The organism is Chryseobacterium sp. MIQD13, assembly GCF_050496705.1.
Lineage (GTDB): Bacteria > Bacteroidota > Bacteroidia > Flavobacteriales > Weeksellaceae > Chryseobacterium.
Genome location: NZ_JBNWAF010000002.1, coordinates 24340 through 50495, shown reverse-complemented (window position 1 = coordinate 50495; position 26156 = coordinate 24340). Strand labels below are relative to the sequence as shown.

At 36.8% G+C, this 26156-nt stretch carries 31 protein-coding genes and 1 tRNA gene; 25 read left to right on the top strand and 7 right to left on the bottom strand.

What is annotated here, in order from left to right; genetic code table 11:
- The first annotated feature begins 45 nt into the window (after positions 1–45).
- The 4 genes from paaZ to ACQWU4_RS07295 all read left to right on the top strand — a co-directional run bounded on the left by paaZ (position 46) and on the right by ACQWU4_RS07295 (position 4612).
- Positions 46–2541, top strand: a complete 2496-nt coding sequence (paaZ, locus tag ACQWU4_RS07310) for a phenylacetic acid degradation bifunctional protein PaaZ (protein WP_429935130.1) — start codon at positions 46–48, stop codon at positions 2539–2541.
- A 75-nt stretch (positions 2542–2616) separates the two neighbouring features.
- Complete coding sequence (locus tag ACQWU4_RS07305) at positions 2617–3423, top strand: hypothetical protein (RefSeq protein WP_429935129.1); 807 nt, start codon at positions 2617–2619, stop codon at positions 3421–3423.
- Between the two features lie 6 nt (positions 3424–3429).
- Positions 3430–3849 (top strand): hypothetical protein, encoded by a 420-nt coding sequence (locus ACQWU4_RS07300; RefSeq protein WP_429935128.1) that lies wholly within the window; start codon positions 3430–3432, stop codon positions 3847–3849.
- Positions 3850–3928: 79 nt separating this feature from the next.
- On the top strand, positions 3929–4612 hold the full coding sequence (locus tag ACQWU4_RS07295; RefSeq protein ID WP_429935127.1) for an SMUG2 DNA glycosylase family protein: 684 nt from the start codon (positions 3929–3931) through the stop codon (positions 4610–4612).
- A gap of 75 nt (positions 4613–4687) precedes the next feature.
- Here ACQWU4_RS07295 and ACQWU4_RS07290 read toward each other — a convergent pair whose 3' ends face one another.
- On the bottom strand, positions 4688–5509 hold the full coding sequence (locus ACQWU4_RS07290) for a T9SS type A sorting domain-containing protein (protein WP_429935126.1): 822 nt from the start codon (positions 5507–5509) through the stop codon (positions 4688–4690).
- A 26-nt stretch (positions 5510–5535) separates the two neighbouring features.
- A complete protein-coding gene (locus ACQWU4_RS07285) occupies positions 5536–6084 on the bottom strand; it encodes a phage tail protein (RefSeq protein ID WP_429935125.1) in 549 nt (182 codons plus the stop codon).
- A gap of 291 nt (positions 6085–6375) precedes the next feature.
- On the opposite strand from ACQWU4_RS07285, the gene ACQWU4_RS07280 reads away from it, so the two are divergent.
- A complete protein-coding gene (locus ACQWU4_RS07280) occupies positions 6376–7140 on the top strand; it encodes an enoyl-CoA hydratase/isomerase family protein (RefSeq protein WP_429935124.1) in 765 nt (254 codons plus the stop codon).
- 64 nt (positions 7141–7204) lie between these two features.
- Here ACQWU4_RS07280 and ACQWU4_RS07275 read toward each other — a convergent pair whose 3' ends face one another.
- Entirely contained in the window at positions 7205–7714 is a 510-nt protein-coding gene (locus tag ACQWU4_RS07275; protein ID WP_429935123.1) for a hypothetical protein, read from the bottom strand.
- Positions 7715–7889: 175 nt separating this feature from the next.
- Between ACQWU4_RS07275 and ACQWU4_RS07270 the strand changes: the two genes are divergently transcribed.
- From ACQWU4_RS07270 to ACQWU4_RS07220, 11 genes are all read left to right on the top strand, one after another.
- The gene (locus ACQWU4_RS07270) at positions 7890–8507 is read left to right on the top strand and encodes a hypothetical protein (protein ID WP_429935122.1); all 618 of its coding nucleotides are present in this window, start codon (positions 7890–7892) and stop codon (positions 8505–8507) included.
- Positions 8508–8510: 3 nt separating this feature from the next.
- On the top strand, positions 8511–9050 hold the full coding sequence (locus ACQWU4_RS07265; protein ID WP_429935121.1) for a hypothetical protein: 540 nt from the start codon (positions 8511–8513) through the stop codon (positions 9048–9050).
- Positions 9047–9337, top strand: coding sequence for a winged helix-turn-helix domain-containing protein (locus tag ACQWU4_RS07260; protein WP_429935120.1), 291 nt, complete (start codon positions 9047–9049; stop codon positions 9335–9337). Before ACQWU4_RS07265 ends, ACQWU4_RS07260 begins: the two co-directional genes overlap by 4 nt.
- A gap of 65 nt (positions 9338–9402) precedes the next feature.
- Positions 9403–9693: a hypothetical protein gene (locus tag ACQWU4_RS07255; protein WP_429935119.1), complete on the top strand. Its 291-nt coding sequence runs from the start codon at positions 9403–9405 to the stop codon at positions 9691–9693.
- A 14-nt stretch (positions 9694–9707) separates the two neighbouring features.
- On the top strand, positions 9708–10547 hold the full coding sequence (locus ACQWU4_RS07250; RefSeq protein ID WP_429935118.1) for a metallophosphoesterase: 840 nt from the start codon (positions 9708–9710) through the stop codon (positions 10545–10547).
- Between the two features lie 12 nt (positions 10548–10559).
- A complete protein-coding gene (locus ACQWU4_RS07245) occupies positions 10560–10853 on the top strand; it encodes a hypothetical protein (RefSeq protein WP_429935117.1) in 294 nt (97 codons plus the stop codon).
- Between the two features lie 11 nt (positions 10854–10864).
- Entirely contained in the window at positions 10865–11350 is a 486-nt protein-coding gene (locus ACQWU4_RS07240) for a Coq4 family protein (RefSeq protein WP_429935116.1), read from the top strand.
- A 9-nt stretch (positions 11351–11359) separates the two neighbouring features.
- Positions 11360–11671 (top strand): hypothetical protein, encoded by a 312-nt coding sequence (locus ACQWU4_RS07235; protein WP_429935115.1) that lies wholly within the window; start codon positions 11360–11362, stop codon positions 11669–11671.
- 33 nt (positions 11672–11704) lie between these two features.
- A complete protein-coding gene (locus tag ACQWU4_RS07230; RefSeq protein ID WP_429935114.1) occupies positions 11705–13078 on the top strand; it encodes a DUF4173 domain-containing protein in 1374 nt (457 codons plus the stop codon).
- 6 nt (positions 13079–13084) lie between these two features.
- Complete coding sequence (locus tag ACQWU4_RS07225; protein ID WP_429935113.1) at positions 13085–13624, top strand: hypothetical protein; 540 nt, start codon at positions 13085–13087, stop codon at positions 13622–13624.
- 52 nt (positions 13625–13676) lie between these two features.
- The gene (locus tag ACQWU4_RS07220; RefSeq protein ID WP_429935112.1) at positions 13677–14189 is read left to right on the top strand and encodes a hypothetical protein; all 513 of its coding nucleotides are present in this window, start codon (positions 13677–13679) and stop codon (positions 14187–14189) included.
- An 82-nt stretch (positions 14190–14271) separates the two neighbouring features.
- Here ACQWU4_RS07220 and ACQWU4_RS07215 read toward each other — a convergent pair whose 3' ends face one another.
- From ACQWU4_RS07215 to ACQWU4_RS07200, 4 genes are all read right to left on the bottom strand, one after another.
- The gene (locus ACQWU4_RS07215) at positions 14272–14664 is read right to left on the bottom strand and encodes an ACT domain-containing protein (RefSeq protein ID WP_429935111.1); all 393 of its coding nucleotides are present in this window, start codon (positions 14662–14664) and stop codon (positions 14272–14274) included.
- Positions 14665–14721: 57 nt separating this feature from the next.
- Positions 14722–16374, bottom strand: coding sequence for a S8 family peptidase (locus tag ACQWU4_RS07210; protein ID WP_429935110.1), 1653 nt, complete (start codon positions 16372–16374; stop codon positions 14722–14724).
- 190 nt (positions 16375–16564) lie between these two features.
- Complete coding sequence (gene dtd / locus ACQWU4_RS07205; RefSeq protein ID WP_429935109.1) at positions 16565–17014, bottom strand: D-aminoacyl-tRNA deacylase; 450 nt, start codon at positions 17012–17014, stop codon at positions 16565–16567.
- A 2-nt stretch (positions 17015–17016) separates the two neighbouring features.
- Positions 17017–17472, bottom strand: a complete 456-nt coding sequence (locus ACQWU4_RS07200) for a hypothetical protein (protein WP_429935108.1) — start codon at positions 17470–17472, stop codon at positions 17017–17019.
- A gap of 110 nt (positions 17473–17582) precedes the next feature.
- On the opposite strand from ACQWU4_RS07200, the gene greA reads away from it, so the two are divergent.
- The 9 genes from greA (at position 17583) to ACQWU4_RS07155 (ending at position 26065) form a co-directional block, all read left to right on the top strand.
- Positions 17583–18053 (top strand): transcription elongation factor GreA, encoded by a 471-nt coding sequence (gene greA / locus ACQWU4_RS07195; RefSeq protein ID WP_040993748.1) that lies wholly within the window; start codon positions 17583–17585, stop codon positions 18051–18053.
- Between the two features lie 43 nt (positions 18054–18096).
- The gene (locus ACQWU4_RS07190) at positions 18097–18486 is read left to right on the top strand and encodes an HIT family protein (RefSeq protein ID WP_429935107.1); all 390 of its coding nucleotides are present in this window, start codon (positions 18097–18099) and stop codon (positions 18484–18486) included.
- Between the two features lie 59 nt (positions 18487–18545).
- The gene (gene clpX, locus ACQWU4_RS07185; RefSeq protein ID WP_429935106.1) at positions 18546–19733 is read left to right on the top strand and encodes an ATP-dependent Clp protease ATP-binding subunit ClpX; all 1188 of its coding nucleotides are present in this window, start codon (positions 18546–18548) and stop codon (positions 19731–19733) included.
- 76 nt (positions 19734–19809) lie between these two features.
- Positions 19810–21759: a T9SS type A sorting domain-containing protein gene (locus tag ACQWU4_RS07180; RefSeq protein ID WP_429935105.1), complete on the top strand. Its 1950-nt coding sequence runs from the start codon at positions 19810–19812 to the stop codon at positions 21757–21759.
- 5 nt (positions 21760–21764) lie between these two features.
- The gene (locus tag ACQWU4_RS07175; RefSeq protein ID WP_429935104.1) at positions 21765–21992 is read left to right on the top strand and encodes a signal peptidase; all 228 of its coding nucleotides are present in this window, start codon (positions 21765–21767) and stop codon (positions 21990–21992) included.
- A gap of 61 nt (positions 21993–22053) precedes the next feature.
- On the top strand, positions 22054–23346 hold the full coding sequence (locus ACQWU4_RS07170) for a peroxiredoxin family protein (RefSeq protein WP_429935103.1): 1293 nt from the start codon (positions 22054–22056) through the stop codon (positions 23344–23346).
- A 44-nt stretch (positions 23347–23390) separates the two neighbouring features.
- A tRNA-Met gene (locus ACQWU4_RS07165) sits at positions 23391–23464 on the top strand.
- A gap of 322 nt (positions 23465–23786) precedes the next feature.
- Positions 23787–25301, top strand: coding sequence for a tyrosinase family protein (locus ACQWU4_RS07160; RefSeq protein WP_429935102.1), 1515 nt, complete (start codon positions 23787–23789; stop codon positions 25299–25301).
- A complete protein-coding gene (locus ACQWU4_RS07155; protein ID WP_429935101.1) occupies positions 25298–26065 on the top strand; it encodes a DUF2182 domain-containing protein in 768 nt (255 codons plus the stop codon). Before ACQWU4_RS07160 ends, ACQWU4_RS07155 begins: the two co-directional genes overlap by 4 nt.
- Positions 26066–26156 lie beyond the last annotated feature (91 nt).

Here is a 26156-nt window from a genome sequence, read left to right as displayed (position 1 = left end):
AAGTCATCTTAGAAAATAAAAGTCAAGTAAAAAGTTAAAAATAATATGGAAAAACTAAAAAACTATATCTACGGAGAATGGATAGAAGGTACCGGAAACGGAATGCCTTTATACAATGCCGTTACAGGGGAGCAGGTTGCTGTTTCGGATACGGAAGGACTTAATTTTGAGCAGGCTCTTGACTACGGAAGAACAGTAGGCTACAAAAACCTATCTTCCATGACCTTCTACGACAGAGGTGAAATGCTGAAAAAAGTAGCCCTTTACCTTTTGGAAAGAAAGAAAAAATATTACGAATTATCATATAAAACCGGAGCTACCCATGCAGATTCGTGGGTAGATATAGAAGGAGGTTTCGGTACTTTCTTTACCTACTCCGGATTGGCAAAAAGAATGCTTCCGAATACTCCGTTCTGGGTAGACGGGGAAACTCAGAAGATTTCGGCTAACGGAACTTTTCTGGGAACTCACATTTTAACACCAAGTGAGGGCGTTTCTATTCAGATCAACGCCTATAACTTCCCGGTTTGGGGGATGTTGGAAAAACTATCCACTTCACTACTGGCCGGTGTTCCATCCATTGTTAAACCTTCTCCTTACGGTTCTTATCTTACGAACGCTGTTTTTCAGGATATGATCGAAAGCGGAGTTCTTCCGGAAGGTGCACTTCAGTTGGTTTGTGGTGAGCCGGGAAATATCCTGGATTATGTTCAGGATGGTGACTCTGTACTTTTCACAGGGTCTGCCAACACTGGAAGAAAACTGAAATCTATGCCTTCCATTGCCGGAAATGCAGTACGTTTCAATATGGAAGCAGATTCCCTGAACTGTTCAATTCTGGGTCTGGATGCAAAACCCGAAACCCCTGAATTTGATCTGTTCATCAAAGAAGTACGTAACGAAATGACGACCAAAGCAGGTCAGAAATGTACTGCCATCAGGAGAATCATTGTACCTGAACACCTCATCGGAGATGTTCAGAATGCTTTATCTAAAGCTTTAGACCAGACCAAAATCGGAAACCCGCTGAGCAGAGAAACCAGAATGGGATCACTTGTAGGAAAGCAGCAGTACGATGAGGTGGTAAGAAAAGTAAATATTTTAAAAGCAGAAACAGAACTGGTTTATGACGGAAAACATGAACTTGTAGATGCAGATTACGATAACGGAGCATTTATGAGTCCTAAATTATTCCTGAACGACAAGCCTTTCGAAAAAAACATCTCTCACGATGTAGAAGCGTTTGGACCGGTTTCCACCTTAATGCCTTACAAAGATGCAGAAGAAGCTGCAGCTCTTGCAAAAAGAGGAAAAGGAAGTCTGGTAGGATCTATTATCTCCCATGACGAAAACTTTATTGCAGAAACTTCATGGAAAATGGCTTCCCAGCATGGAAGAATCTTTGTACTGAACAGGGATAATGCTAAAGAAAGCACAGGTCACGGATCACCGCTTCCTACATTGATGCACGGAGGTCCGGGAAGAGCCGGAGGAGGTGAAGAGATGGGTGGACTGAACGGTCTTCATTTCTTCCTTCAGAAAACAGCAATTCAAGGCTCTCCGGATGTATTGACTGCTATCACGAAGGTTTACCAGCAAGGTGCGGAAAAGAAATTCTCAGACAAGCATCCGTTCCAGAAATATTTTGAAGAAGTTGAAGTAGGAGATTCTCTGGAAACAGCCGGAAGAACCGTTACTGATGCTGATATCGTTAATTTCTCCAATGTTTCATGGGATCATTTCTATGCCCACACTGATGCTACAAGCTTAACGGGAACTATTTTTGATAAAACAGTAGCTCACGGATATTTCATCCTTTCTGCGGCAGCAGGACTGTTTGTTTCAGGTAAAAAAGGACCTGTTATTGCAAATTACGGATTGGAAAACTGTTCATTCTTTAAGCCTGTATACGCAGGAGATACCATCACAGTTTATTTAACAGCAAAAGAAAAAATTAACAGAGGGGTAAAAGGAAGAAACATTCCTTCCGGTGTTGTAAAATGGCTGGTTGAGGTTGTGAATCAAAGAGACGAGGTAGTTTGTGTAGCAACTATCTTAACATTGGTAGCAAAACATTCTCCTTTCATTGATCTGAATGTGAAAAATGTTCAGAAAATATTGAATGGTTTGACAGAAAACACTTCTGCAAACTGGGGTAAAATGTCTCCTCAGCAAATGATTGAACATCTGGAGCATGGAGTTCTGGTAAGTTTAGGTGAACCGGAAGCCGATAAATGCTTCACTCCGGAAGAGCAGCTGGAAAAATGGCAGGATTCCCTTTACAGCCACAGAAAGATGCCGAAAGATTTCCCGGCTCCTTTCATCGCCGAAGATCAAGCTTTACTGGAATTAAAGCATAAAAACCTTGAAGCTGCAAAACAGTCTTTCATTGATACCCTGAAAAGATATTCAATTTACTATAAAGAGAATCCGCAGGCAGAGCATACGAATTTTGTTTTCGGAAAGCTGAATAAAGAAATGTGGGAACTAATGCACAAAAAGCATTTTACACACCATTTTGAGCAATTTGGATTGATTTAATTACAATATCTAAAATGAAAAAGTCATAAAAGGGAATTGATTACCTTTTGTGGCTTTTTTATAATACCCAAATTTATGAAAATCAATATCTGTTATTATCTTATCACAGTTTTATTTCTTGTCTGTTGTGTTTCTAAAAAGAAAAGTGTTTCAAAGACAGAATATTCTCCACTCGCCGGAGTTTCCTATGCAATGGAAGAAGACGAAAGAAAATATTGGGATTCTTTATGTAATGCAGAAGAGAAAAAAGCAGCTAATGATATTAAAAACAACAGTATTTTTTATACTCATGTTTTTGGTATGGTAGAAATGTACAGAAGTGATGCTGAATTGGATTCTCTTTTAGCGTTATATTCCATTAAACCGAGAGAAAGTTTGTATTATTGTACAGTACCATATTCAAAACAGAATTGTTATGGCAAAAAAATGCAGGAAGAAATTGTTAGAAGACATGGTGAAAACTTTATTGATTCTTTAAGAAAAATAGCAGAAATTTCCTATGTCAACAAAAAGAAAAACGATATTTTCAGTTTCGAGGAATGCGATATGAACTCACGTTATGCAAAATCAAATGATTATAGTGAAGCACTTGATCTGGTAGAAAAGGATTTTTGGAATGAAACTGAATATCCTGACGAATTTGCTTTCAGGAAAGAAAAGGACTTATATTCGTCAATGGAAGCTAATTTCATACTTAAAAAGGACGGTAATATTTCTGAACCTCAGGTAGAAATTAGTTTTCAGAATGAAGATAACTATCAATTTTCGGGATACTTCATCAAAAAGCTGAAAGACTTTGTTAAAAAATCAAAATGGAAGTCCGCTACCACAGCAGGAATTCCAGTAAACAGTGAAATGCATGTATTAATATTTTTTAAATAAACTAAAATGAAAACAAAATTAAGCGTTATGATCATGATATGTTTTTCTGTGGTACTCTTTGCACAGAAAAAAGATAATATGAAGAATCAGATAGACATAAAGCTCGTAGGAAGCTGGAAAGGAGAAGAAGACGATCAGCAGATTGCAGGAATGCATAAAAGCTGGATAATGCATCGTACAGATGATGGTAAATTCCTTTTATTATTTGTTGCTGTACAGGACGGGAAGACTACAACTTTTACAGAAAAAGGACAATGGTGGGTTGAAGACGGTAAATTCTACGAACTTCATAAAGCAGACGGTAAAACCGATGTCTATGATTACCAGGTTATAGATAAAGATCATGTAAAATTTAAAGCATCTCAGATGTCTCTTGAGCAAAATAATGAGAATTATGAATTCATAGACACAAGAATAGAAGAGTAATTTTATTTTTAAATAGATCAATACAATAATGTAGCACTTTAGTAATAAATTGCTACATTGTTTTTTATTATGCTACTCAATGAAAACATTTGCCGATAAAGTCATAGAATTCAATAGAAATCTTCAGTTTTCAGGAGATCTCCCAGATGGCTTTGAGGTCATGAATCCGTATCTGGACAACCCGGAGACAATGATGGTGATGAAAGAATTCTATCACAAATATTATAATGATCTGAGCCGGAGAAAATTTCTTATTGGAATCAATCCCAGCCGTCATGGAGCAGGAGTTACCGGAGTTCCGTTTACCGATACCAAAAGACTGGAAAGTGTTTGTGGTATCAGAATGAATTCAGCACGGACCCATGAAGTTTCCTCGGTTGTTGTTTATGATATGATTGCTGAATACGGAGGACCGGAAGAATTTTATCATGATGTTTATATCAATTCACCTTTTCCGCTGGCCATTGTAAGAAAAACGAAAAACGGTTGGCTGAATGCCAATTATTATGATGATAAAAGACTCTTTGAAGCGGTAAAGGATTTTATGATAGATTCCCTGAAGAAGCATATCAGCTTAGGTGTAGATACTTCCGAAGTCTTTATTCTTGGCAAAAAGAATGCAGAATTTATTTCAGCTCTTAATAAAGAAGCTCAATTATTTGAAAAGATGACTGTTCTGGAGCATCCGAGATATATCCAGCAGTATAAATCAAAAGAAAAACAATTGTACATTGACAAATATATCCTGGCATTGAAAAAATAAAAATTCCCTGAAGAGTCAGGGAATTTCTCATTTATGCATTAGAATCTTTTCGGATACAAATCACTTATGTAATTTTTACTTTTTAATGATTTTTGAAGATCCTGATGGAGTTTTGAGGATATAGACACCATTCGGAAGTTCTGAGATATCTGTCTGATTGGTTCCCTTCTTCATATCAAGATTTTTCAGCAGTTTTCCATCCTGACTGTAGATTTCAGCCTGTGCATTGTTTTCCGTTTTAATAGAAAGCAGGCCGCTGGTAGGGTTAGGATAAATGCTCATTCCTTTTTGTAAAGAATCTGTTTCATTCGTTGCCAGTACGATATTACTGTCTTTTACCCAGGTAAATGCATCTAATCCTGCATATCTGAAATTTCCGCCTAATGTAATCTGAAGCTGATCAATGACTATATTAGAATAATTCTGGCCGTTTAAATTGGTAAGATCAATCAGGGTATATCCGTTGGTAGAGCCCAGTGATGTTGCAAATCCGTTGGATTTCGTCTGGGTAAATTTAGTGACACCGCTTAGTTTTCCTGTGACCGTTATATTTCCTGTAACATTTAAATCCAGATTAAGGGCAGATAAATACATCCAGAATCTGTTTACCTTAAATAAATTTGATGTAGTCTTTATACTGAAAGAAGGCGGTGAGGCAGCATCATTCGAATTATCAATATACCGGTTGTCATTGGCGGTTCCGCTCCATCCTGTACCCGGATAGTTTCCCTGAATATCAAAAGTTCCTACATGGGAGATAATATTAAAGATCACGCCATTGTCTGTAAAACTTGCACTTCCATGAGATTCCGTTTCAAATTGCTCTGTACTGGTCTGCCCAAAAGAAAATAAAGATATCAGCAGACTGCAAATGGTTAAAAAAATAGTTCTTTTCATGATTTAGGTTTTGAATAAGTTGTTTTTTAGCTGCGTGACGGATAAATGCCTTCTACGCAAATAATGTAGTTAAGCCCTAAGTAAGGCGGCATATTGTTTACAGGAAGATTCTGTCCCGTATAAGAGATTGATTTTACATTAATGGCAGTATCCGGATCGGCCTGCACAAAACTTGGTACGGCAGTAAAATCTCTCCCTACCTGATTTCCTGTTATAGCAATTGAAGTACTGGCAGACGGTGTAGAAACGGTAGCATTTGCATTAGCTACTTTTAATTGAAATCCCCCTCCGATACTTGGCAGGTTTTGCTGAAGCAATGTATTCTGCTCTGTTCCGGAAACAATTCCCAATGGATAAGACTTACTGGAACTCATATTTCCGGCTCCTAAAGCCATACGTCCAATGAGATTAGGCAGTGCGAAAGTAGTGATACCGTCACCTCCGTACGTTGTTCCCAACAAAGAAAATAGGGCAGAGTTTTGAGAAATACTCAATATTCTTCCGTCACAGAACATCCAGCCTCTTGGTGCAAAATTTCCTGCAAATAGTTTTACAATTCCCATGTATTCGTCCATAATAATAGTTTTTTCAGTTATTAAATTTTCCTACTCTGTTCCATGGCTTTTCGGATTCCGCCGGTGTTAGTTTTTTTGATAAGTCAAAGGAACAATATATAGAAAGGCAGTACTAGAGTAGAAAATACCAAATTGGGGAGTCCGTATTTATACCTAATGAATGTTTACATTTCCCTGTCAATAGAGATCCGGGATATAAAAAGACTTTGATTTTAATCCGTAATTTGTATCTTATAATTTCTCTGAAAGAACGGTATTTAGTATTTTTGTAAGAATCCAATTAAAATAAAAATGAACGAATTCGTAGCATCAGAAATTAAAAACAATATTGCCGAAATTACATTCGGAACACCGAAAAGCAATTCACTTCCGGGAGCTATTTTAGAGAAATTGGCCCAGACCATTCTGGATGAAGGAGTTAAAGAAGAGGTAAAAGCTATTTTAGTTAAAAGTGAAGGTGAAAAAGCATTTTGTGCAGGAGCCAGTTTTGATGAGCTTTTAGCGATTGAAGAATTAGAAGCATCTACAAAATTTTTCGGAGGATTTGCAAAAGTTCTGAATGCTATGAGAAACTGCGGAAAAATTGTCGTAGTAAGAGTTCAGGGAAAAACAACCGGTGGTGGAGTAGGAATTGCCTGTGGGGCAGATTACTGTTTTGCAACTAAAGATTCAGCTTTGGCACTTACGGAAATCAATTTAGGAATCGGACCTTTTGTAATCGGGCCTTATGTAGAAAGAAAGATCGGAAAATCTCAGTTCTCTGCAATGGCTATTGATGCAGATTTCAGATCGGCGGAATGGGCAGAACAGCACAACGTGTATCATTCCGTATCCGAAAATATTGAAGAAATGGATTCCAAATTAGAAAAGTTCATGCAGACGCTGGCTTCCAGAAGCAGTGATGCACTGGCTTTGATCAAAAAGGTATCCTGGGAAGGAACAGACCATTTTAATGAGCTGATGCCGGCAAGGATTCATATGAGTGCAAGTCTGATTCTTGAAGATTCTGCTAAGAAAAATATTGAATCTATTAAAGAGAGATTAAGAGTAAAATAAATTTTTATTTGTCATAATTATACAGGCCGCTGATCATTTCAGCGGCTTTTTTGTGATAGTCAGCTCAAAGTTCATGAATGGAAAGAACCTTTTTTCCATGCTTTAAATACTCTATTTCTACTCTTGTTCCTATTTGATAACGGGAATAAATTTCCAGCTCAACCTCAAGTCTTATGATATCATTTTTAGATTTCCCTGCAAAAGACAGGTATTCTCCGTATTCCGTTTTATCACGGTTAATAATTATGCTTATCAATCTGTTTTTTCCGTGGATTTTATCTTTTTTCCAATTATGACTGTCATAGCCGGTTACTAAGAAAGAAATCAAATAAGTAAAAAGAAACAGAGCAAATCCTGCTGCCGCAAATAGCATATATTCATAGAATTTGAAGGTGCTGAAACCTTTTATGAAACCACAAAAAACGATTACAATGAATGTAGAAATACCTAATACAGTTGGTATTAACTTAGCCAGTTTTTTTCGCTCCTCTTCAAAATTCTTTATCTCTTCCTCACTCAAAGGAATATTTTCCTGTAATTGTATTTGAGAATAATCTATTAATATATCGGCCATAGTATGTTTTTAAAATGTCCATAGAATTCTTTTAAACTAATACTGACTCAATTCTATTTTCTTAAAGTTAATAATTTATATGATTGTAATGATCACAAAAGTCATTATTAAAAATTTCAAAAAAAAATTGGCAGATTAAAAATAAATTATAACTTTGTAATTCAAAGTTCTTTTTATGAATTCAAAAAACTATCACGAAGACTTATCTCATATCCGTTCCATGATGGAGCGGTCTTCCAGATTTATTTCATTGAGCGGACTGTCCGGAGTTTTTGCAGGTCTTGCCGCCCTGATCGGTGCCGGATATGTATATTTTGTTTTCCAGAGGGAAGGAATTGATTATTTTGATGGGGACAGAAATTTTTTCGGTCCAGCATTGGTCAGAGAACTTGTTTTGACCGGAACAGTGATTCTGATAACAGCTTTATTAAGCGGTTATATTTTTACAGCCAATAAAAGCAAAAAGAAAGGCCAAAAGATTTGGGATGCAACAACAAAGCGCCTGCTGGCAACGTTTGCCGTTCCTTTGGTAACAGGCGGAATCTTCTGTCTTGCACTTCTTTTTCATCATATGTTCGTTTGGATTGCACCGGCGACATTGATATTTTACGGAATTGCCCTGGTAGGTGCAGAAAGATATACTTTGACGGATATTAAATATCTGGGCTATTGTCAAATTGTTCTGGGACTGATTTCCCTGTTTTTTTTAGGCTGGGGACTTGTCTTCTGGACCATTGGTTTTGGAGTTTTGCATATTGTGTATGGTTTGATCATGCATAAAAAATACAAATAAAAATTGCTCCTGTCTGACAATGAAAAAAATGTTGATATTGTTAATCCTTATTTTTGTTGGAATTTTCGGGCGAAGTTTTTTGTTCAATACTTTTTTCGATATAAAGTTATAAAGCAAAGAGAAATATATATTCTTAAAAATGAAAAATATATAGAGCATAATGGAAGTAGTAATATAGAGGATATTATTAAGGAAAACTTTAATAAAACAGGATCTGTCCTTAGTTTTAGTTTCGATTCATGTGCAAACGATCCAAATATCCTTATAAAAACAAAGAAGGCCAATTGTATAGGATATTCTGCATTTTTAGCGGCTTCCATTAAGAATAGGCTTGCAGTGTTGGGGCTAGATGACAAATGGGAAGTAAGCCATGAAGTAGGAGAAATTTATTTTTTGAATGAAAATATAAATAAATATTTCACTTCGAAATTTTTTAAAGATCACGATTTTGTGGTTGTCAGGAATAAGAAAACAAAAGAATCAATAGCTGTAGATCCGGCACTGTACGATTATTTACGTATAGATAAAATAGTATTAAAATGATTAAAATAAATCAACTCAATAAAGAATTTGAAAGCCGTGTAAGATTGGGCATTATGTCCGTTCTTATGGTAAACGACTGGGTTGATTTTTCTGAAATGAAAGCACTTTTAGATATTACAGACGGTAATCTTGCAAGTCATAGCAACGCTCTGGAAAAGGCTGCATATATCGAAGTGAAAAAAGAATTCGTAGGTAAGAAACCTAAAACATCTTACCGTGTAACGCAGAATGGCAGACAGGCTTTTAATGAACACCTGGACGCACTTGAAAAATTATTGGGGCGGTAAAGGTTATATTTTTTTGAAAATTAACTTTGAAACACAAAGTACTTTATAATTAAAAATTAAATAAAATGATGACACAAAAACAAAAAACAATCACGATTTATGTTCTCCCATTGGCTTTACTGAGTATTCCATTGTTGGGAAATATATTTTCTAAGGAAGTGAACTGGTCAGCTACAGATTTTCTGGTTGCAGGAGTCTTGCTTTTTACAACTGCTTTTTTCATCAATCTGATTAGAAGCAAAATCAAAAAGCAAGGTCATAGGATCCTGATCTGTGCCTTTATTTTATTGGCTCTTGCACTGATCTGGATCGAGTTGGCAGTGGGGATTTTCGGAAGCCCGTTCGCAGGAAGTTAAACGCTGATTTCAATATGACTAGGAAAGAATTCATTAAACGATTGATGCAGGTTTCACTGATAGGGGCTTTTCCGGCATTGTATTCATGGCAGGTAGAACCTTTCTGGGTAGAATTTGTCCAAAGAAAGCTTCCCGTTAAGAATCTCCCGGAAACGCTGAATGGGAAAATAGTAATGCAGATATCGGACCTGCATGTCGGAGACCGTTTCGACTGGAATTTTCTGATCGATTCTTTCCGGAAAGCTCAGCAATTCAACCCTGATTTTGTGGTGTACACCGGAGACTTTGTGAATCATGGCACCGAAAAAGAACAGAAAGATCTGATGAAAGTAATGGAGCATGCAGTTCACGGTAAACTGGCAACATTTGGAATCCTTGGAAACCATGATTACGGTAAAAACTGGGATGATACAGAATGCTCAGAAAGTATTTCGGGTATTCTTGAAGACTTTGGAATCCATATGCTCAAAAATGACAGTAAAGAAAGTCACGGACTGAACTTTATAGGCTTTGAAGATCTGTGGTCCCCCAATTTTTACCCGGAAGAGGTGATGAAAAGCTATGATCCTTCAAAAGCGAATATCATACTCTGTCATAACCCGGATGCCTGCGACAGAGATATATGGAACGGATATCAGGGCTGGATACTAAGTGGCCATACTCACGGCGGACAATGCCGTATTCCCGGAATTATCACACCTGTTCTTCCTGTAGAAAATAAAAAATATGTATCAGGAGAAATAGATCTTCAGGATGGAAGAATGCTTTATATCAACCGGGCTATTGGTCATTCTTTTCAGATCAGATTTATGGTGCGTCCGGAAATTACACTCTTTACTTTAACTCAAGCTTAATAAACTATATTTATGAAAGATCATGAAATTATAAACATTGGAAAATGCATTTTTGGTTGGTGTCTTGCACTTGGAAGCATTTGTCTCTTTGGCTATCTTATTACAAGAAATGAAGATTTTGCTTTTGGAGGCTTTCTTTTACTTTTCTTCGGAACCGCTTTAAATTTTCTTGCTGCATTGGGATTTTTGATTTATGGAGCCATTCATACGTCAAAGTCTGATGCATGTCTTAGAGCTATTGGTATACTTATGATCAATATTCCTATAGCTATTCTTTATGCTTTTATAGGGCTTAATTTAATCTAAAATAATACACTATGAAAAAAATACGCGTTCAATTTCTGCTTTTCGTATACGACAGAACTCAGAAACTTTACAGAAAATACTTTAAAAAGAAAAAAAGACAGTGGCAGTTCAATGAGGAGCAGCTGTTGAAATTCAAAGAAGATTCCTTGGGAAGAAAACTGGGTGAGTTCTATAAAAAGCACGGATTCTCAATGATTCCCAAAATGGAAAACCATGATGTTCACCACCTGATCACAGGCTGCGGAACCCAGTTCGAGGACGAGATTGCTATGCAGTACCTTCTCCTTGGGAACGGTAAGCTTAATGCTCACCTTCTTGCAGCAGTGGTACTGGGAACAATTATCCTTCCGGAATATATGAAACTCTATATGAAAGCCTACACAAAAGGGCAGAGCATGAGACCATTTTATCACTGGGACTTTGAAAGTCTGCTGTGGCAGAATTTCGATCACCTGAAAGACTATATCCAGCAGAAAGAAACAGCAGTATTGTTTTAATCAGACACTATGAAAAAAGTAGAATTCAGTAAAGTCGGTAGAGTTGTTTTCCTTTCCTCATTTTTATCAGGAACGTTATTATTACTATTCTTTTTGATTACAAATGCATACTATCTCATAATAATAGGATTTTACTTTGTTTTAGTTACAGCGGTGGTCAATATGCTTGTTCTGTTCCATGAGCTTATAGAATTCCTGAATGATATTCCCAATAAAAAAGCTTCCGGAAACTCTGCACTGCTGCTTCTTTTCAACATTCCGGTCACAATAATCTATCTGTATATCATTATACCCTCAATCTTCAGATTATACAATAATTAAACTTCAGTTATTAATTGATAAAATTTTACCATCATGAAAACACATCATCATATATTTCTTACAGCCGTCTTGTTTGTTATTTTATTCTATGACCAGGAGATCGGACTGAATCTTGGTATTCTGGGCATCGTGTATGCGCTACTGACTTTATTCAAAACTCCTGAAAAAAACAGGACCAGAACTTTTCTGATACTTTTTGTTACAAGTATTCTGTCAAGTCTGGCTTTTGCATGGTTCAGGGATTTTCCGTCTCTGCTGGCGGTTGTAAGTTCACTTCTTTTGCTGGGTTACCGATCAAGAAACAGGAAACTGAAAATACTTTTCCTGATTCCTGTTTTTATTATCAACACTATTACCTCCCTTTTCAGGTTTTTTAGTTTTGACGAATGGCTGCCGAAAAAAAATGTTTCCGGGGTATGGCAGAAAACTCTGGCATTCATCATTATTCCTCTGGTGTTTATCTCTATATTTTTTGGAATTTATTCTTCCGGAAGTGATCATTTTGCAGCTGTCTTTAGAGATTATGAACTTGATATTAATATATGGCAGGTACTGGGTCTTTCAGTTCTGGGATTTTTCATTGCTTTCAATTACTGGAACTATGCAGTGGAACGATTTATTTATAAGAAAAACCATTTGCTGGATGATGATTTTCAGGACGACAGTAAAATTCAGAAAGCGACCTATTCTTTTCTTGATCTTGATGCGGAGAGAACCAGTGGTGTCATTTCTTTCTTCTGCCTGAATATTTTACTCGTATTCTTTATCATCACTTATAATTACGAGCAGTTTTATGAAATTTCAAAAACTCCCGTGCAGCTTTCGGAAGAAACCCATGAAAGAGTCAATGCTGTAATCATGTCGATAGTTATGGCTGTATTGGTGATTATGTTTTATTTTAAATCCGGTTTTAATTTTGATCCTAAAGCAAAACTGATGAAGATTCTCGCCAGAATCTGGATCATTCTGAATGCCATTCTCGTGTGTTCTGCCGCCTTGAAAAACTACGAATATATCATCAGTTACGGATTCACTTACAAAAGATTGGGGGTATTTGCTTTTCTCCTGTTATCATTGGTTGGGCTGGCTCTTACTTTCATTAAAATTCAAAAGAAAAAAAGAAATGCATTCCTGTTCAATACAATGACCTGGTATTTTTATGGAACAATTTTAGCATGCAGTTATGTAAACTGGGGCGGAATTATTACCTCCCAGAATATGAAACGTAAAGATTTTGTGGTAAACTATCACTTCGAACAAATCCGCTTCAGTGAAAAGGAACTCCTGAAGTATGCGGAAGAAAAAAATGATCCTCAGCTGAAAAAGAAAGTACAGGAAAAAGTAAAAGCAGAAACATCCAAATCTTTCCTTTCAAAGATCATTTACTTTGAAACATTAAAAGATTAAATTATTATGAAAAAATCCTTATTGTTAATTCCATTGATTATTATTTCATGTAAAAAAGAACCGGCCATAACGGAAACTCCAAACAAGGATTCTGCTATAGTCACAGAAATGCCGGATTCTGCAGTGAAAGCAGACTCTGCTGCCCTTAGAAAGAAAGATTCAATCATTAACAATGCTCCCATTACTAAAGAAGTACTTCGTAAAGGCGTGATGAGAAGCGAAAAAGAGGGGCAGATCATAAGAACGGCAGATGCAACACAGCTTCCTTTTACATTAGGGGAGGAGTTTACAAAAGACGGGCAGGAACTGATTTTAAAACTAACCCATTATGACAAGCCGAGCATTAAAGCTAAAATTTCCACCAATGAAAAAGACTTTAATATCAGGTTCAACCAGATCAGGCTTCCTAACGGAGATTATGACGGGCCCTTCGGAAGAGAAATTACTTACGAAACCAAAGGCACAGGCGAAGTCTGGCTGATTATCGGAAAAAGTAATATGGCTTCCGGTAATACGAAAGGAGGATTTAATGTAAGTGTAGAATAAGATACACTACTTTGGTATAATTTCTGCAAATTCAATCCTAAAGTTTAAAGTTATGAGAAATATATTTTTAATGACAGCAGCAGTTTCAGCATTGGTCGTAAGCTGCGGAACTGTACAGTCATTGGTTCAGAATACATTCCCTTATACAGCCAATGTTTTGGTTTCTACGGGAGTGCCTGCAGATAAAGAAGTTTCATCTACATCTACAGCCACAAATGTGCAGACATGGTTCGGAGGAAATAATAATGCAAAGATCAAAGATGTAAGAATTTCTGATGCGAAGATTTCTGTAGTTTCTCCTTCGGGAGGTAACTTAAGCGCCATTAAATCTGTGAAAGTTTATGTTTCGTCCAGTGGAACAGGTGAGAAGCTTGTTGCGTCACGTTCCAATATAACGACAGACTCTTCCAGCTTAAATCTGGATATCAATGATACAGGATATCTGGATGAGGTTGTAAAAAGTTCAGGACTTACAGTAAGAACAGTTTATGAACTGAAAAACCAGACAAGTTCAGACATGAACCTTAAGATAGCGCTTAATTTTAACAGCGTTCCTGCGAATTAATATTATAAAAACAGAGATAAATAGGCTGCCTTGAAAAAGACAGCCTATTGTTTTTTGCTTTGAATATATTTCTGTGCAAGTATTATTCTGATAATTTTGTTAAAACTTCCATAGCTTTTTCCACATGATTTTTATTTACAAAAATATGGTCATGAAAATAAGCAGCCACTACATTACAACTTATTCCATTCTCAGAAAGAGCTTTTGAAAAAGCTGCAGTTAATCCTACTGCTTCCAGAGAAGAATGCACCGCTAATGTGATCCATGCCATGATAACGGAATATTCCAGGTTCAATTTGTCTGCAAGCTCCTTTTTGACTATGATCGTAAATCCCTCGTCTTCCCTGAAAAACATTTCAATCTGGTCTAAATCTAAAATTTCGGTATTTTTTACTGTACAAAAAACATACTCGCCTGCATTATGCTTAGGTTTCATACTTTTTATAAGCTTCTGTAAATCCTTTTCTCCATTCATTTTTCAGTAAATTAAAATACAATGTACAGATATTTTGTATATCAGTATTTATTCGGTTTATAATTTGGTGAACTTTTCAACGACCCTTCGCTGACCTTCTGTAATATTAATGATATACTGACCTGCAAGAAGATCCGAAGTGCTGATCTTTTCATCAGATAAAGCAGATCCCTTTCTTATGGATCTTCCCTGCATATTGATGATCTCAAAATCTACTTTTTTACTTTCGTTGGTATGAATAGTTATATAATCGGTAGCAGGATTAGGGTAGATCTTAATCTCTAAAGAAAGCGGGATCTTAGTTTTTTTTGCTTTAAGTAAGAAATTGCTTTCCAGTTGTAGGATGGCATTCTTTACATTGGGTAAGGGGCCTATCTTCTGATTAGCAACCGTTCCACCCTGAGGAATTCCCGTGGATATTAAAAGATTTTTCATAGCAGCCGGTGTTAAATACTGGCCTGTAGTCTGACGGTAAAAAGACTGGATCAAAGTAGCTGCGGATGCCACAACAGGAGTAGCAGAGCTTGTTCCGCTAAAATAATTGTATGTTCTGTTATTATCGTTGTCATATTTTTGATATGAACCATATCCGGCTGCCAGAACATTGCTTCCCCAGCCCTGTACATCTACCCGGTTTCCATAGGTACTGAAACTCAGTTTAGAATGAGTGGTATTGGGAGAACCGGCACCAACGATAATTGCCCCGCTGTTTCCTCTTGCCATATAAGAAGCGTAGAAAGGATCATCAAGGTTCTGATTTCCGTTTCCTGCTGCTGCAATGATAATAATTCCTGAGTCTGTAGCAGCTTTTGTAAGGTCCCAGATCACACTGTCATATTCAGCAGGACAGTACTGGCCGTCTTTTCCGCCAGTCTGCATTTCATATAGAATAATATCACCGGCCTGCGAGGCACTGATAGATCTGCTTACTGCAGCTGCTCTGTTGTATCCTACAGTAGTCCATTCCATATATCCTTTAATTTCAGAAGCATTGTAGGCTGCTCCGGAAAGTCCGATATTATCCTTTACCGAACCTAAAATACTGACCACAGCTGTTCCGTGATCCCGGTAATTATTCCCAGATAAACCTGAATTGGGTGAATATCCCGGTTCCAGCTGTATAGAATTTTGATTGGAAAGCATTTCGTGAGTTTTATAAAAGCCATATTCTACATCGTGTATGCGGATATTCTGCCCTGTGATTCCTCTGGACCACGCATACTTTGCATTAATTCCCGGATTGTCGTTGAGATAAGTCTGCAGACTTTCTAAATCAGGAGTTGCCACAAAAGCTTTAACGAATGGCGGTTCGATAGGAGTGCTGCTCATTACAGAAACATATTCTACTTCGGGAAACTTTTCAAGAGTGCGGGCCAAGTTTTCAGCTTCCTTATTGTTTTGCAAAGGAAGATTTACTCTGAAAATGCGTTTCAGTTTTTCAACGGATTCACCCGAATTACCGTTTGCTTTACTGTTTTGGCTCATTTCTTCAAGTTTTCTGTCGTTAAAGCCCAGATCATTAACAAATGAAATTTCATTCGCTTTAACGAATTCTGCTAATGCCGGATTTCTGTCAAGTGCTGCTTTTTCAGAATTGACATCTTTTGAAAAACACACATAAATGTTAGGGTTTAAATCATCATTTTTCTGGCTGTAGGAAAGTGAAAAGATGAAGATAAGTAATGCGAAAAGTCTGATTTTTGTTCTCATAAAATATATTGTTAAGTGGTTGTAAATCAGTTTTATTTTGTATCAAAAATAATAATAAAATCACAATATTGTGATTTTATTTAAGTATTTATTGATGAAATTTATTTGGCTTAGAAAAAATGTTAAAAAAATATCTTCCAGTTATTCTGAAAGATATTTTGGGTAAGTAAACGTTTATGTTTCTCGATTGTCAGCTTTTGGTGATTGAATCCATAACGATGGTTACAGGTCCGTCATTAACCAGGGATACTTTCATATCTGCACCAAATATTCCGCTTTCAGTTTTTAATCCTGATTTAGCAAGCTCCTCTTTGAAATAATCGAAAAGTGGGACCGCTTTATCCGGTTTTGCTGCTTTGATGAAAGAAGGACGGTTACCTTTTTTATAATCTGCAATCAGTGTAAACTGACTGATACAAAGAATTTCTCCCGAAATATCCTTCACAGAAAGATTAAGCTTATCATCCTCATCACCGAATATTCTTAGATTTAAGACCTTCTGGACAAGCCAGTCTGCATCTGCCTTTTCATCGTTTTCATCAATTCCTGTCAACAGCATCAGTCCTTTCCCGATTTCACCTACGATTTTCCCGTCTACTTTTACATGGGCCTCGGAAACTCTTTGTATAACGATCTTCATTTTTAGTAATAAATATTTAAAGTTTTAGTGGCAGTATCAAAATTGTACGGATATGTTTTAGGAGGAAGGGAAGTTGCAGCCCCGGACTCCGGCTGGCCTGTTCTCAGGATCCATCGGGTATTGTCTTTGGGACACAGAATGCTGATATTATCTTTTACCTCAAGGGTTGTATTGGCATCAGGGCAAATATGGGGAGCATTACGGTCATATGCCTTGAAAGTATCTCCTACCCGGACTACGATCAGTCCTCTTGTTCCTGATTGCTGTTCATTCACATAAATCCAGCCTCCATCATAGTTGAGGTTGTTATAAGCAGGCAGGTTCAGGTTTAAACTTACATTAATAGGATTGTTTGGGAAACAGTTTACGGTATCTTCTCTGCTTCCGCATGAGTTTATGGTTAAATTGCTGAAAATCAGTAATGTTAAAATAGATAGGATTGAAAAAGTTTTTTTCATTTCAATTTAAATTTTTATATATTTGTAAAAGTTAAACGATTATAACACGTAAAACATTGTCCGGCAAATGTCGGATTATTTTTTTATACCAAAACTAAATTTTGAAAATTATGGCAAGCTATGTAACAAAGGTGGGACAAGAGAAAATGAAAGCTGAGCTGGAACAGTTGGAAACTGTGGAAAGACCAAAAATTACCCAGCAGATTGCAGAAGCGAGAGATAAAGGAGATTTATCTGAAAATGCTGAATATGATGCTGCTAAAGAAGCTCAGGGTATGCTTGAAATGAGAATTTCAAAGCTTAAAGATGCTATCGCAAATTCTAAGATCATAGATGAAAGTCAATTAGATACTTCAAAGGTTTCAATCCTTACTACCGTAAAACTTAAAAACAATGCAACCAACCAGGAGCAGGTGTTCACATTGGTGCCGGATAACGAGAGTGACCTTAAAACAGGGAAAATTTCTGTAAATACACCGATTGCAAAAGGATTGCTTGGAAAAGTGATTGGCGAAACGGCGGATATTACATTACCTAACGGAAACAAACTGTCTTTCGAAGTACTGGATATTACTCTTTAAGACCTATTCTGAATCAACTTCAATCTAAATTTAACTTCTAAAAATGAGCAGCATATTCACAAAAATCATTAACGGTGAAATTCCATCATACAAAATTGCTGAGGATGAAAATTTTATAGCATTCCTTGATGCAATGCCTTTGGTGAAAGGACATACACTGGTAGTTCCTAAAAAAGAAGTTGACCTGATCTTTGACCTGGAAAGTGAGGAATACAAAAATCTGTGGGGATTTGCCCAGAAGGTGGCTAAGAAAGTTAAAAATGCAGTTCCCTGTGTAAGAGTAGGAGTAGCTGTTGTGGGATTAGAAGTTCCTCATGCACACATTCACCTTATTCCTTTAAATAAGATGGAGGATATGAATTTCAGAAATGAAAGACTTAAATTAACAGATGAAGAATATAAAGAGATCCAAAACTCAATTATTAATTCTTAAAAGTATAAAATCGTAAAAAAGAAATTTTTTACGATTTTCTTTAACATATATTATATAGTATGAATTCAAACCAATGTTCTTTCTGCGGCAGAAAAAGAAATGAAGTACAGATGCTTATTTCAGGGCAGAGCGGCTTTATCTGTGAGAATTGTATCGAACAGGCACATGTTATTGTAAAAGACAGCGTTTCCAAGACAGGATCTTCTCCCGCTGCCAATATAGACGAACTCAAGAAACCAAAAGAGATCAAAGAATTCCTTAACCAATATGTCATTGGACAGGATCAGGCCAAAAAGCAGCTTTCTATTGCAGTATACAACCATTATAAAAGACTGCTTCATGCTCAGGATGAAAACAGGGAAGTAGAACTGGAAAAATCGAATATCATTATGATAGGTGAAACCGGTACAGGGAAAACTTTACTGGCAAAAACTATCGCAAGAGAACTTAACGTTCCTTTTTGTATCGTAGATGCTACTATTCTTACAGAAGCAGGTTATGTAGGGGAAGATGTGGAAAGTATCCTTTCCAGACTTCTGATGGTTGCCGATTATGATGTGGAAAAAGCAGAAAGAGGAATTGTATTTATTGATGAGATTGATAAAATTGCAAGAAAATCTGATAATCCAAGTATTACAAGAGATGTCTCCGGAGAAGGAGTACAGCAAGGATTACTGAAGCTTCTGGAAGGAAGTATTGTAAATGTTCCGCCTCAGGGAGGAAGAAAACACCCTGATCAGAAATATATCCAGGTAAATACCCAGAATATCCTTTTTATTGCCGGAGGTGCTTTTGACGGGATCAAGGAGATTATTGAAAGAAGAATGAACAAGCAGGCTATAGGTTTCAGTTCAGAAAAAATCAATAAAACCGATGAAGATGAATATGTATTAACACATATTAATGCAATTGATCTCCGTTCTTTTGGACTGATACCTGAACTTTTGGGAAGATTTCCAATCATTACTTATCTTGATAAGCTTACTAAAGAGACTATGGTAAGAATTATGAAGGAACCAAAAAATTCTATTATTAATCAGTTTGTGGAACTTTTCAAGATGGATGGCACGAATTTGGTTTTCACTGATGGCGCTATTGAAAAGATTGTAGAAGAGACCATAGAAAAAGGATTGGGTGCCAGAGGCTTAAGAGGAACTACTGAAAAAGTACTGGAAGACTATATGTTTTCAATAGGTGAAGAGAAAGAAATTATATTAACGGAGGATAATATTTTTGTTAATAAATAAAATATTTTTTTTTCTTAAAAAAAAAATCTTACCTTTGCGGGTGAAGATTGTATTAACACACAAATAATTATATACAATGAGAAAAAGTTTATTTGCTATAGGTCTTTTAGCAATTAGTTATTCTGTTCAGGCGCAGAATGTTCTATGTCACGTAGACACTAATGCTAATATGTATGTGAGTGAAGGCACCCTCGTCTATAGTGGAGGAGGTGTACAGACAAGAGATAACGGTACTCTTGACGTTCACGGTAATGTAATGGTTGTAGGTACTGCAGGAGATGGTATCAAAACAATTTCAGGAGCGGGAGCAGGTACTCCTAAAACTGATGGTGGAAACATCATTTTAAGACTTAATACTCCTACTACCACAGATGATGCATCTACTTACGGACAATTATATGTTGATGGTTTAAGCCAAAGTGACATTACTGGAATCGTAAGTAAGGAATTCAGAACCAAGAAAAATGGTACCGGAAACTATTATCAACAAGTTGGGCTACCTTTCTTTGGTAAAACTATGAGTACATTATCCACTGAATTGGGTAAGACATTTGGTACTGTAAGAAGAAGCCAAAACGAAATTCTAAAATGGAACAATACTGCAGCTATCGCTGATCATTATCCAAATTTATCCCTTACTACCAGCGATGGTTCTGCATACTATATGCTTGGATCTAATAATAACAATTTAGATGTAAGTGCTTCTATGCATACCCTAAATGGTCGTCCTTATGCAACATTTGCCTCTGCTGCAACTCTTCAGAATGCAGGGAATGTTAATTTTGGCCCAGGTGGTACGGCAATCAATGGATATAATGAAAGATATAACACTTATCTTCAGGATCAGTTCGAAAACTCTGCTACTGCTTGGTCAGGAACTTTTGGTAAAAACATTTACCAGTTCGGTAACCCTTTCTTCACTAATCTTGATTTATCAAGAATTGGATATGCAGAAGCCGGAGGAGTTGGTGGTGTTACTGATGGAAATAACATCAGCAATATCTGGGGTGTAAGATATGATCCGGGAACTGTAATAGTAGGTTCTCAGGGAAATGCTTACAGTTCAGGAGCATTAATCCAGACTTATACTAGTCCAGGAGGTGTACCTGTTGGAGATATTGGTATGATTATTAAACCAATGCAGACTTTCGTTCTGAAGTTGAGAGATAATACTTCCCAGACATTAAATTTTAATACCCTTAGAAGATTTAACTCAACAGTTAGAGCTGCTACTACTGATTACAATGTTAATGCTGCTAAAAATGCAGGAAAAATTACTGAAGGTACAGTAAAACAGCTTGGGGTAATTGGATTAGATGTTAACGGAAAAGAAGTGGCAAGAACATATTATGTGGTTTCACCTAATGCTGTTACAGGTCACCAGACTTCTGTGGCAACTACAGTTCAGGCAACAGCAGGAAGTAATATCATAGGTACATTTGAAGAAGCTTTGAATGGTGGTTATGATACAAACTATACTTCACAATATTGGTTATATATTAATGAAGCCAATGAAAGTAATTTTAAAGGTAAGAATGTTAAACTGGTAAATTATGATACCGGTAAGGTAAAGTCTTACAAATTTGAAATAAGAGAAAACGGAGAGTTAGTTTCTACAGGAACTCACTTGTTATCTGCAGGTATCGGATTCTACTATAAAGCATCAAACGGTACTTTGCAGCCTGCAACACAAGACGGTATTGCACCTAACGCTGTTGCATCTTATGATTTATATTATGGGGAGCCTAGTAATGTGGTACTGGCGGCAAAAGAAACAGCTGCAGTTTCAAGAACATTAGTAGTGTATAACCCAGCAATTTCTAACTACATTGTTAGATTTGATCCAAACTGGAAAAAAGCAGATATTGAAGTTTATGATATGAGCGGTAAACTGGTTATTTCTAAAAAGGCAGTTGATGCATCTAGGGATTTTGTAATAGAGCTTGATGGAGCCGTTAAAAATTCTTATGTTGTAAAAATTGTTTCCGATAAAGGAGAAACCGTTAACACTAAAATCTTAAAATAAATATTATGAAAACTATTAATAAACTAGTACTTGCTCTTTTCTTTTTCGGAACACTTCTGGTCAAGGCAGATGATGAAATACCACCAGTACCAACTGGTCCTTCAACAGGTACAGGAGGGGTAGGTCCTGGAGGTCCTGCATCACCTATTGATATGTATGTTTATCTGCTATCTATTGTTGCAGTTGCATTCATTATGTATTACACAAAGAAATTGAAGAGCCAAAAAGCCTAAAATTTTATTAAAATAATATTAAACTCTCTGATTAATCAGAGAGTTTTTTTATTTTTACTCTATGAAAAAGATATATATATTATCTGCAGTATTAGCTGCATTTTCCCTGCAGGCTCAGTTTACAGTTACAATTCAGACACCTGCCGAATTTAAAGATCAGGATGCCATTCTATACACGCTAAACGGTTCAAAAGATATAATCGTTACCAAAGAACAGAGCAAGAATAATACATGGACCTTCAAGTATCCAAACCATTATATGGGAATGATGAAAGTGTATTTTCCGGCTTCAAATAATGCGGTAAGCTTTGTTTCGGAGAATAAAAATGTTAGTATCAAAATGGATGTTCAGAATAATAAGCTTAAGGATGTTGTCTATCTGGATGAAGTTAATGATCTTATGAGTAAACAGCAGGAAGGTTCTCAGAAAAAAGAGCTTATTCTCCCTGCGCTGGCTCAGATCAAAGAATATTATAAAGACAATACTGACTTTGGTAAAGCCCTGAAAACTGAAATAGAAAAACTTTCCGGGATGAGTGGCAGTATTGATGCAGCACAGCATCCGTTTATTTCCTATTATAATACAAACTACAATAAATTCCTTTCTAACTCTACAGATCCGGCTAAAAAGGTCACTCAGGATGATATTGTCAACTTCCTGGATAAATCTAATGACATGCTTGAGACTTCCTCACTTTTGAGACCTGTTTTGGTGGCTTATCTTAATTCAGGAGGGAATACTAATGTTGGAGGTTCTGTGGATACGCTTCTGGATCGTTTAAAAGTTGAAACCCCAAGAGGACAAACTGTTTTGTCAGAGCTTATTGATATTTTTGATGCTTATGATATGGAGGAATTCAAAACCAAGTATCTTACCCTTGCGAAAAATCTTAAATGTACTATTACTGACAGGCTTGCAACTACTCTGAAATCCAATGCCAATGTTGAAATGGGAGCTGTATTCCCGAACATTAAATTTCAGTCTCCGGCAAATACATCTGTAAAGTCATTGCATGATGTAAAAGCAGATAAAAAAATCATTGTTTTCTGGTCGTCTACCTGTTCTCACTGTGAAAGCGAGTTGCCTCAGCTTTTGGCAAAATACAGTGATTTGAAGGCGAAAAATGTGCAGATTGTAGGTTTGTCTTTAGATACAGATAAGAACTCTTATACTCAAAAGATTGCTGCATTTCCTTGGATCAATGATTCTGAATTAAGAGGATGGAACAGTAGTTATGTAGATACTTACAATGTACATGCAACTCCTACGTATTTTATTTTGGATGCTAACAATAAGATAATCAATAAACCAGACCATGTAGGCAATGTTTTGGAATATTTTAAACTAAAATAATTTTGGTAGTAAGCAAATATTTTCTATATTTGCACCACCAAAACGGCGAGGTAGCTCAGTTGGTTAGAGCGCAGGATTCATAACCCTGAGGTCACGGGTTCAATTCCCGTCTTCGCTACAATAAAGAGGATAGTAATTTATATTGCTATCCTTTTTTTATTTTTATAAGCCCTCATTATATTTTTTCAAATGATAAATTAAGATCTTCTTACTATAGATTTCTGTGACTTATTGTTCCAATTTCAAATTGCTGTAAAGTTTCTCTGATTTTTAACTTCTATAAAATCTATACTATTTGTTAATTTCACAGAATGGGGAAAATTAGGTATAAATACTTAATAATTTTCCATTGCATGTGCATAGATTTGTGATATATGAAGACTGTTTTTTAGCAGTAATTTTTAAAAACTTTAAATAACCAGAAAACAAAAATGAATTCTATGGCTAAGTTTACGAGAAAAAATGCGTGGGACCAAAATGGGACCTTTGATAATCCGGATCTTTTATGGTATGCAAAAGCAGTTGGGGTGATGCAGTCCCGTGCCTTAAATGATGAAAACAGCTGGTGGTTCTTCGCCGCTATGCATGGTGAGCAAATGGGAGGAAGCGAATTTCCAAACTGGAATGTTCTTCCAGGGTTGCCAAACGTTCCGACAACCCCTCTTCCGGATACAGCTACTATAAATAAGTACTGGAACCAATGTCAGCACCAAAGCTGGTATTTTGCGCCTTGGCATCGTGGTTATCTTATTGCCCTTGAAGAGCAGATTCGGGAGGCTGTGATCAGCTTGGGAGGCCCTGCTGATTGGGCTCTTCCATATTGGAATTATCTGGGGCCGGATGATCAGTATAAAATACCTCCGGCCTTTACAGAAAAAAACCTTCCTGATGGAACTCTTAATCCATTATATGTAACTGCGAGATATGGTCCTAAAAATAATGGAAATATCTATATTGAAATTCCTCCAATTTCAGAAGCCTGTCAGGGAAATACCATTTATACGGGAAGTAATTCCTCAACCTCACTTCCCGGTTATGGCGGGCCGGAAACAAAGTTTTCACATGATGGAAGAGTGAGCGGTAATCTTGAAAGCAATCCTCATAACCTGGTACATGTGCAGGTAGGAGGGCAAGATGGATTAATGTCCGATCCGGATTCTGCGGGACTTGATCCTATTTTTTATCTGCACCACTGCAATATCGACAGAATGTGGGCCTCATGGAACGTGAAAAATCATAATCCTATTAATCCAATGTGGCTGGGTGGGCCTGCTCTTTATGGCGAAAGAGAATTTATCATGCCTCTGCCCAATAATAAAGCTTGGGTATATACTCCCGGAGAAATGACCAGTTTGGCCAGACTTGATTATACATATGATGATCTTGCACCAACAACAGCTCCTTTATTAGAAAAGACTCTTTCCCAAAGATTAACTAAATTAGGTGCAAAATCAGTAGTAACAGAAACTTTACAAGAACAGAATATGAACCTAGGAAGTAATTCGGAGCTTGTTGGTGCCAATGCAGGACAAGTTCAAATAGACGGATCAGGAATAAAGACTACGGTTAAATTAGAAAGTAGTTCATGGAAGAATGTGCCTAACAGTCTGATGAAAGCTTCTGCATCCAGTTTACCGGATCAGGTTTATCTTCAGCTTGAGAATGTAAAAGGGACCAAGGATGCCAATATACTGAAGGTTTCGGTAAATCATCAGCTTGCCGGACATGTTTCTCTTTTCGGACTTCGTAATGCTTCTCACAACGACGGACATAATGCAGGTAACGGGCTTACTTTTATCCTCAATATCACAGAAATTATCGATAACCTGTATATCAATAATAAACTGGATATTGATTCTCTGGATGTAACCATTCTGCCTGATAATGCAATTGCTGCCGATGAAAAAATTACAGTAGGCCGTGTGAGTATTTATCGTGAAGAGCAAAAGCTATGAAAACCTCGAAAAGGATTCGGTACTCAATAAGCGTAACGATTCTGGCAGTCAGTGCTGTATTTTGGGTGATTCTATTATTTAATCCCGGTGGTATTATGAGGGTAAAACACTGTCATGTTACCTTTGAAGGACCGTCAAAAGCATCACTCCAGATGCTTCTACAGATGAATCCGGTTTCTGATCTTATGTTGGGATGGACCCTGATGGTTTTAGCTATGATGCTGCCTAAATTGATTACACCGGTTCAGTACATCTGTGAGCGTAATTTTAAAAGCCGCCGATTCCGGTCTGCAATACTTTTTATATTTGGATATACAGCAGTATGGATTGTGATGGGCTTTTTGATGAATGCTTTAATCGTAGGATTGAATTTTTTGATGCCGAATTCCTATATCCCTGCATTGCTTGTTGGAATCATTGCTTTGATATGGCAGTTTTCCCCAATCAAACAGAGATATCTGAACAGAGGGCATGATCATATTCCTCTTGCAGCTTTTGGCTCTGAAGCGGATCGGGATGCATTAACGTTTGGAATTATGCATGGAATCTGGTGCGTAGGTGCAGGATGGGCCCTGATGCTTTTCCCGATGTTATTACCTGCCGGACATAACCTGGCTATGATCGCTGTTACTTTCATTATGATCAGCGAACATATGGAGCATCCGAGGTTTCCGAAATGGCATTTCAGTTTACGTCTGAAACTGCTTCGTATTATTATTGCTCAGATAAAAATGAATCTTAAAGCTACAATGAATTTAAATTGAATACTTTATTTCTACTATATTCACAGCTTCACCATCTTTAAAGGTGAGAAATAACCGTACTTTAAGTGCGGTTATTTTATGAAATTTTGCT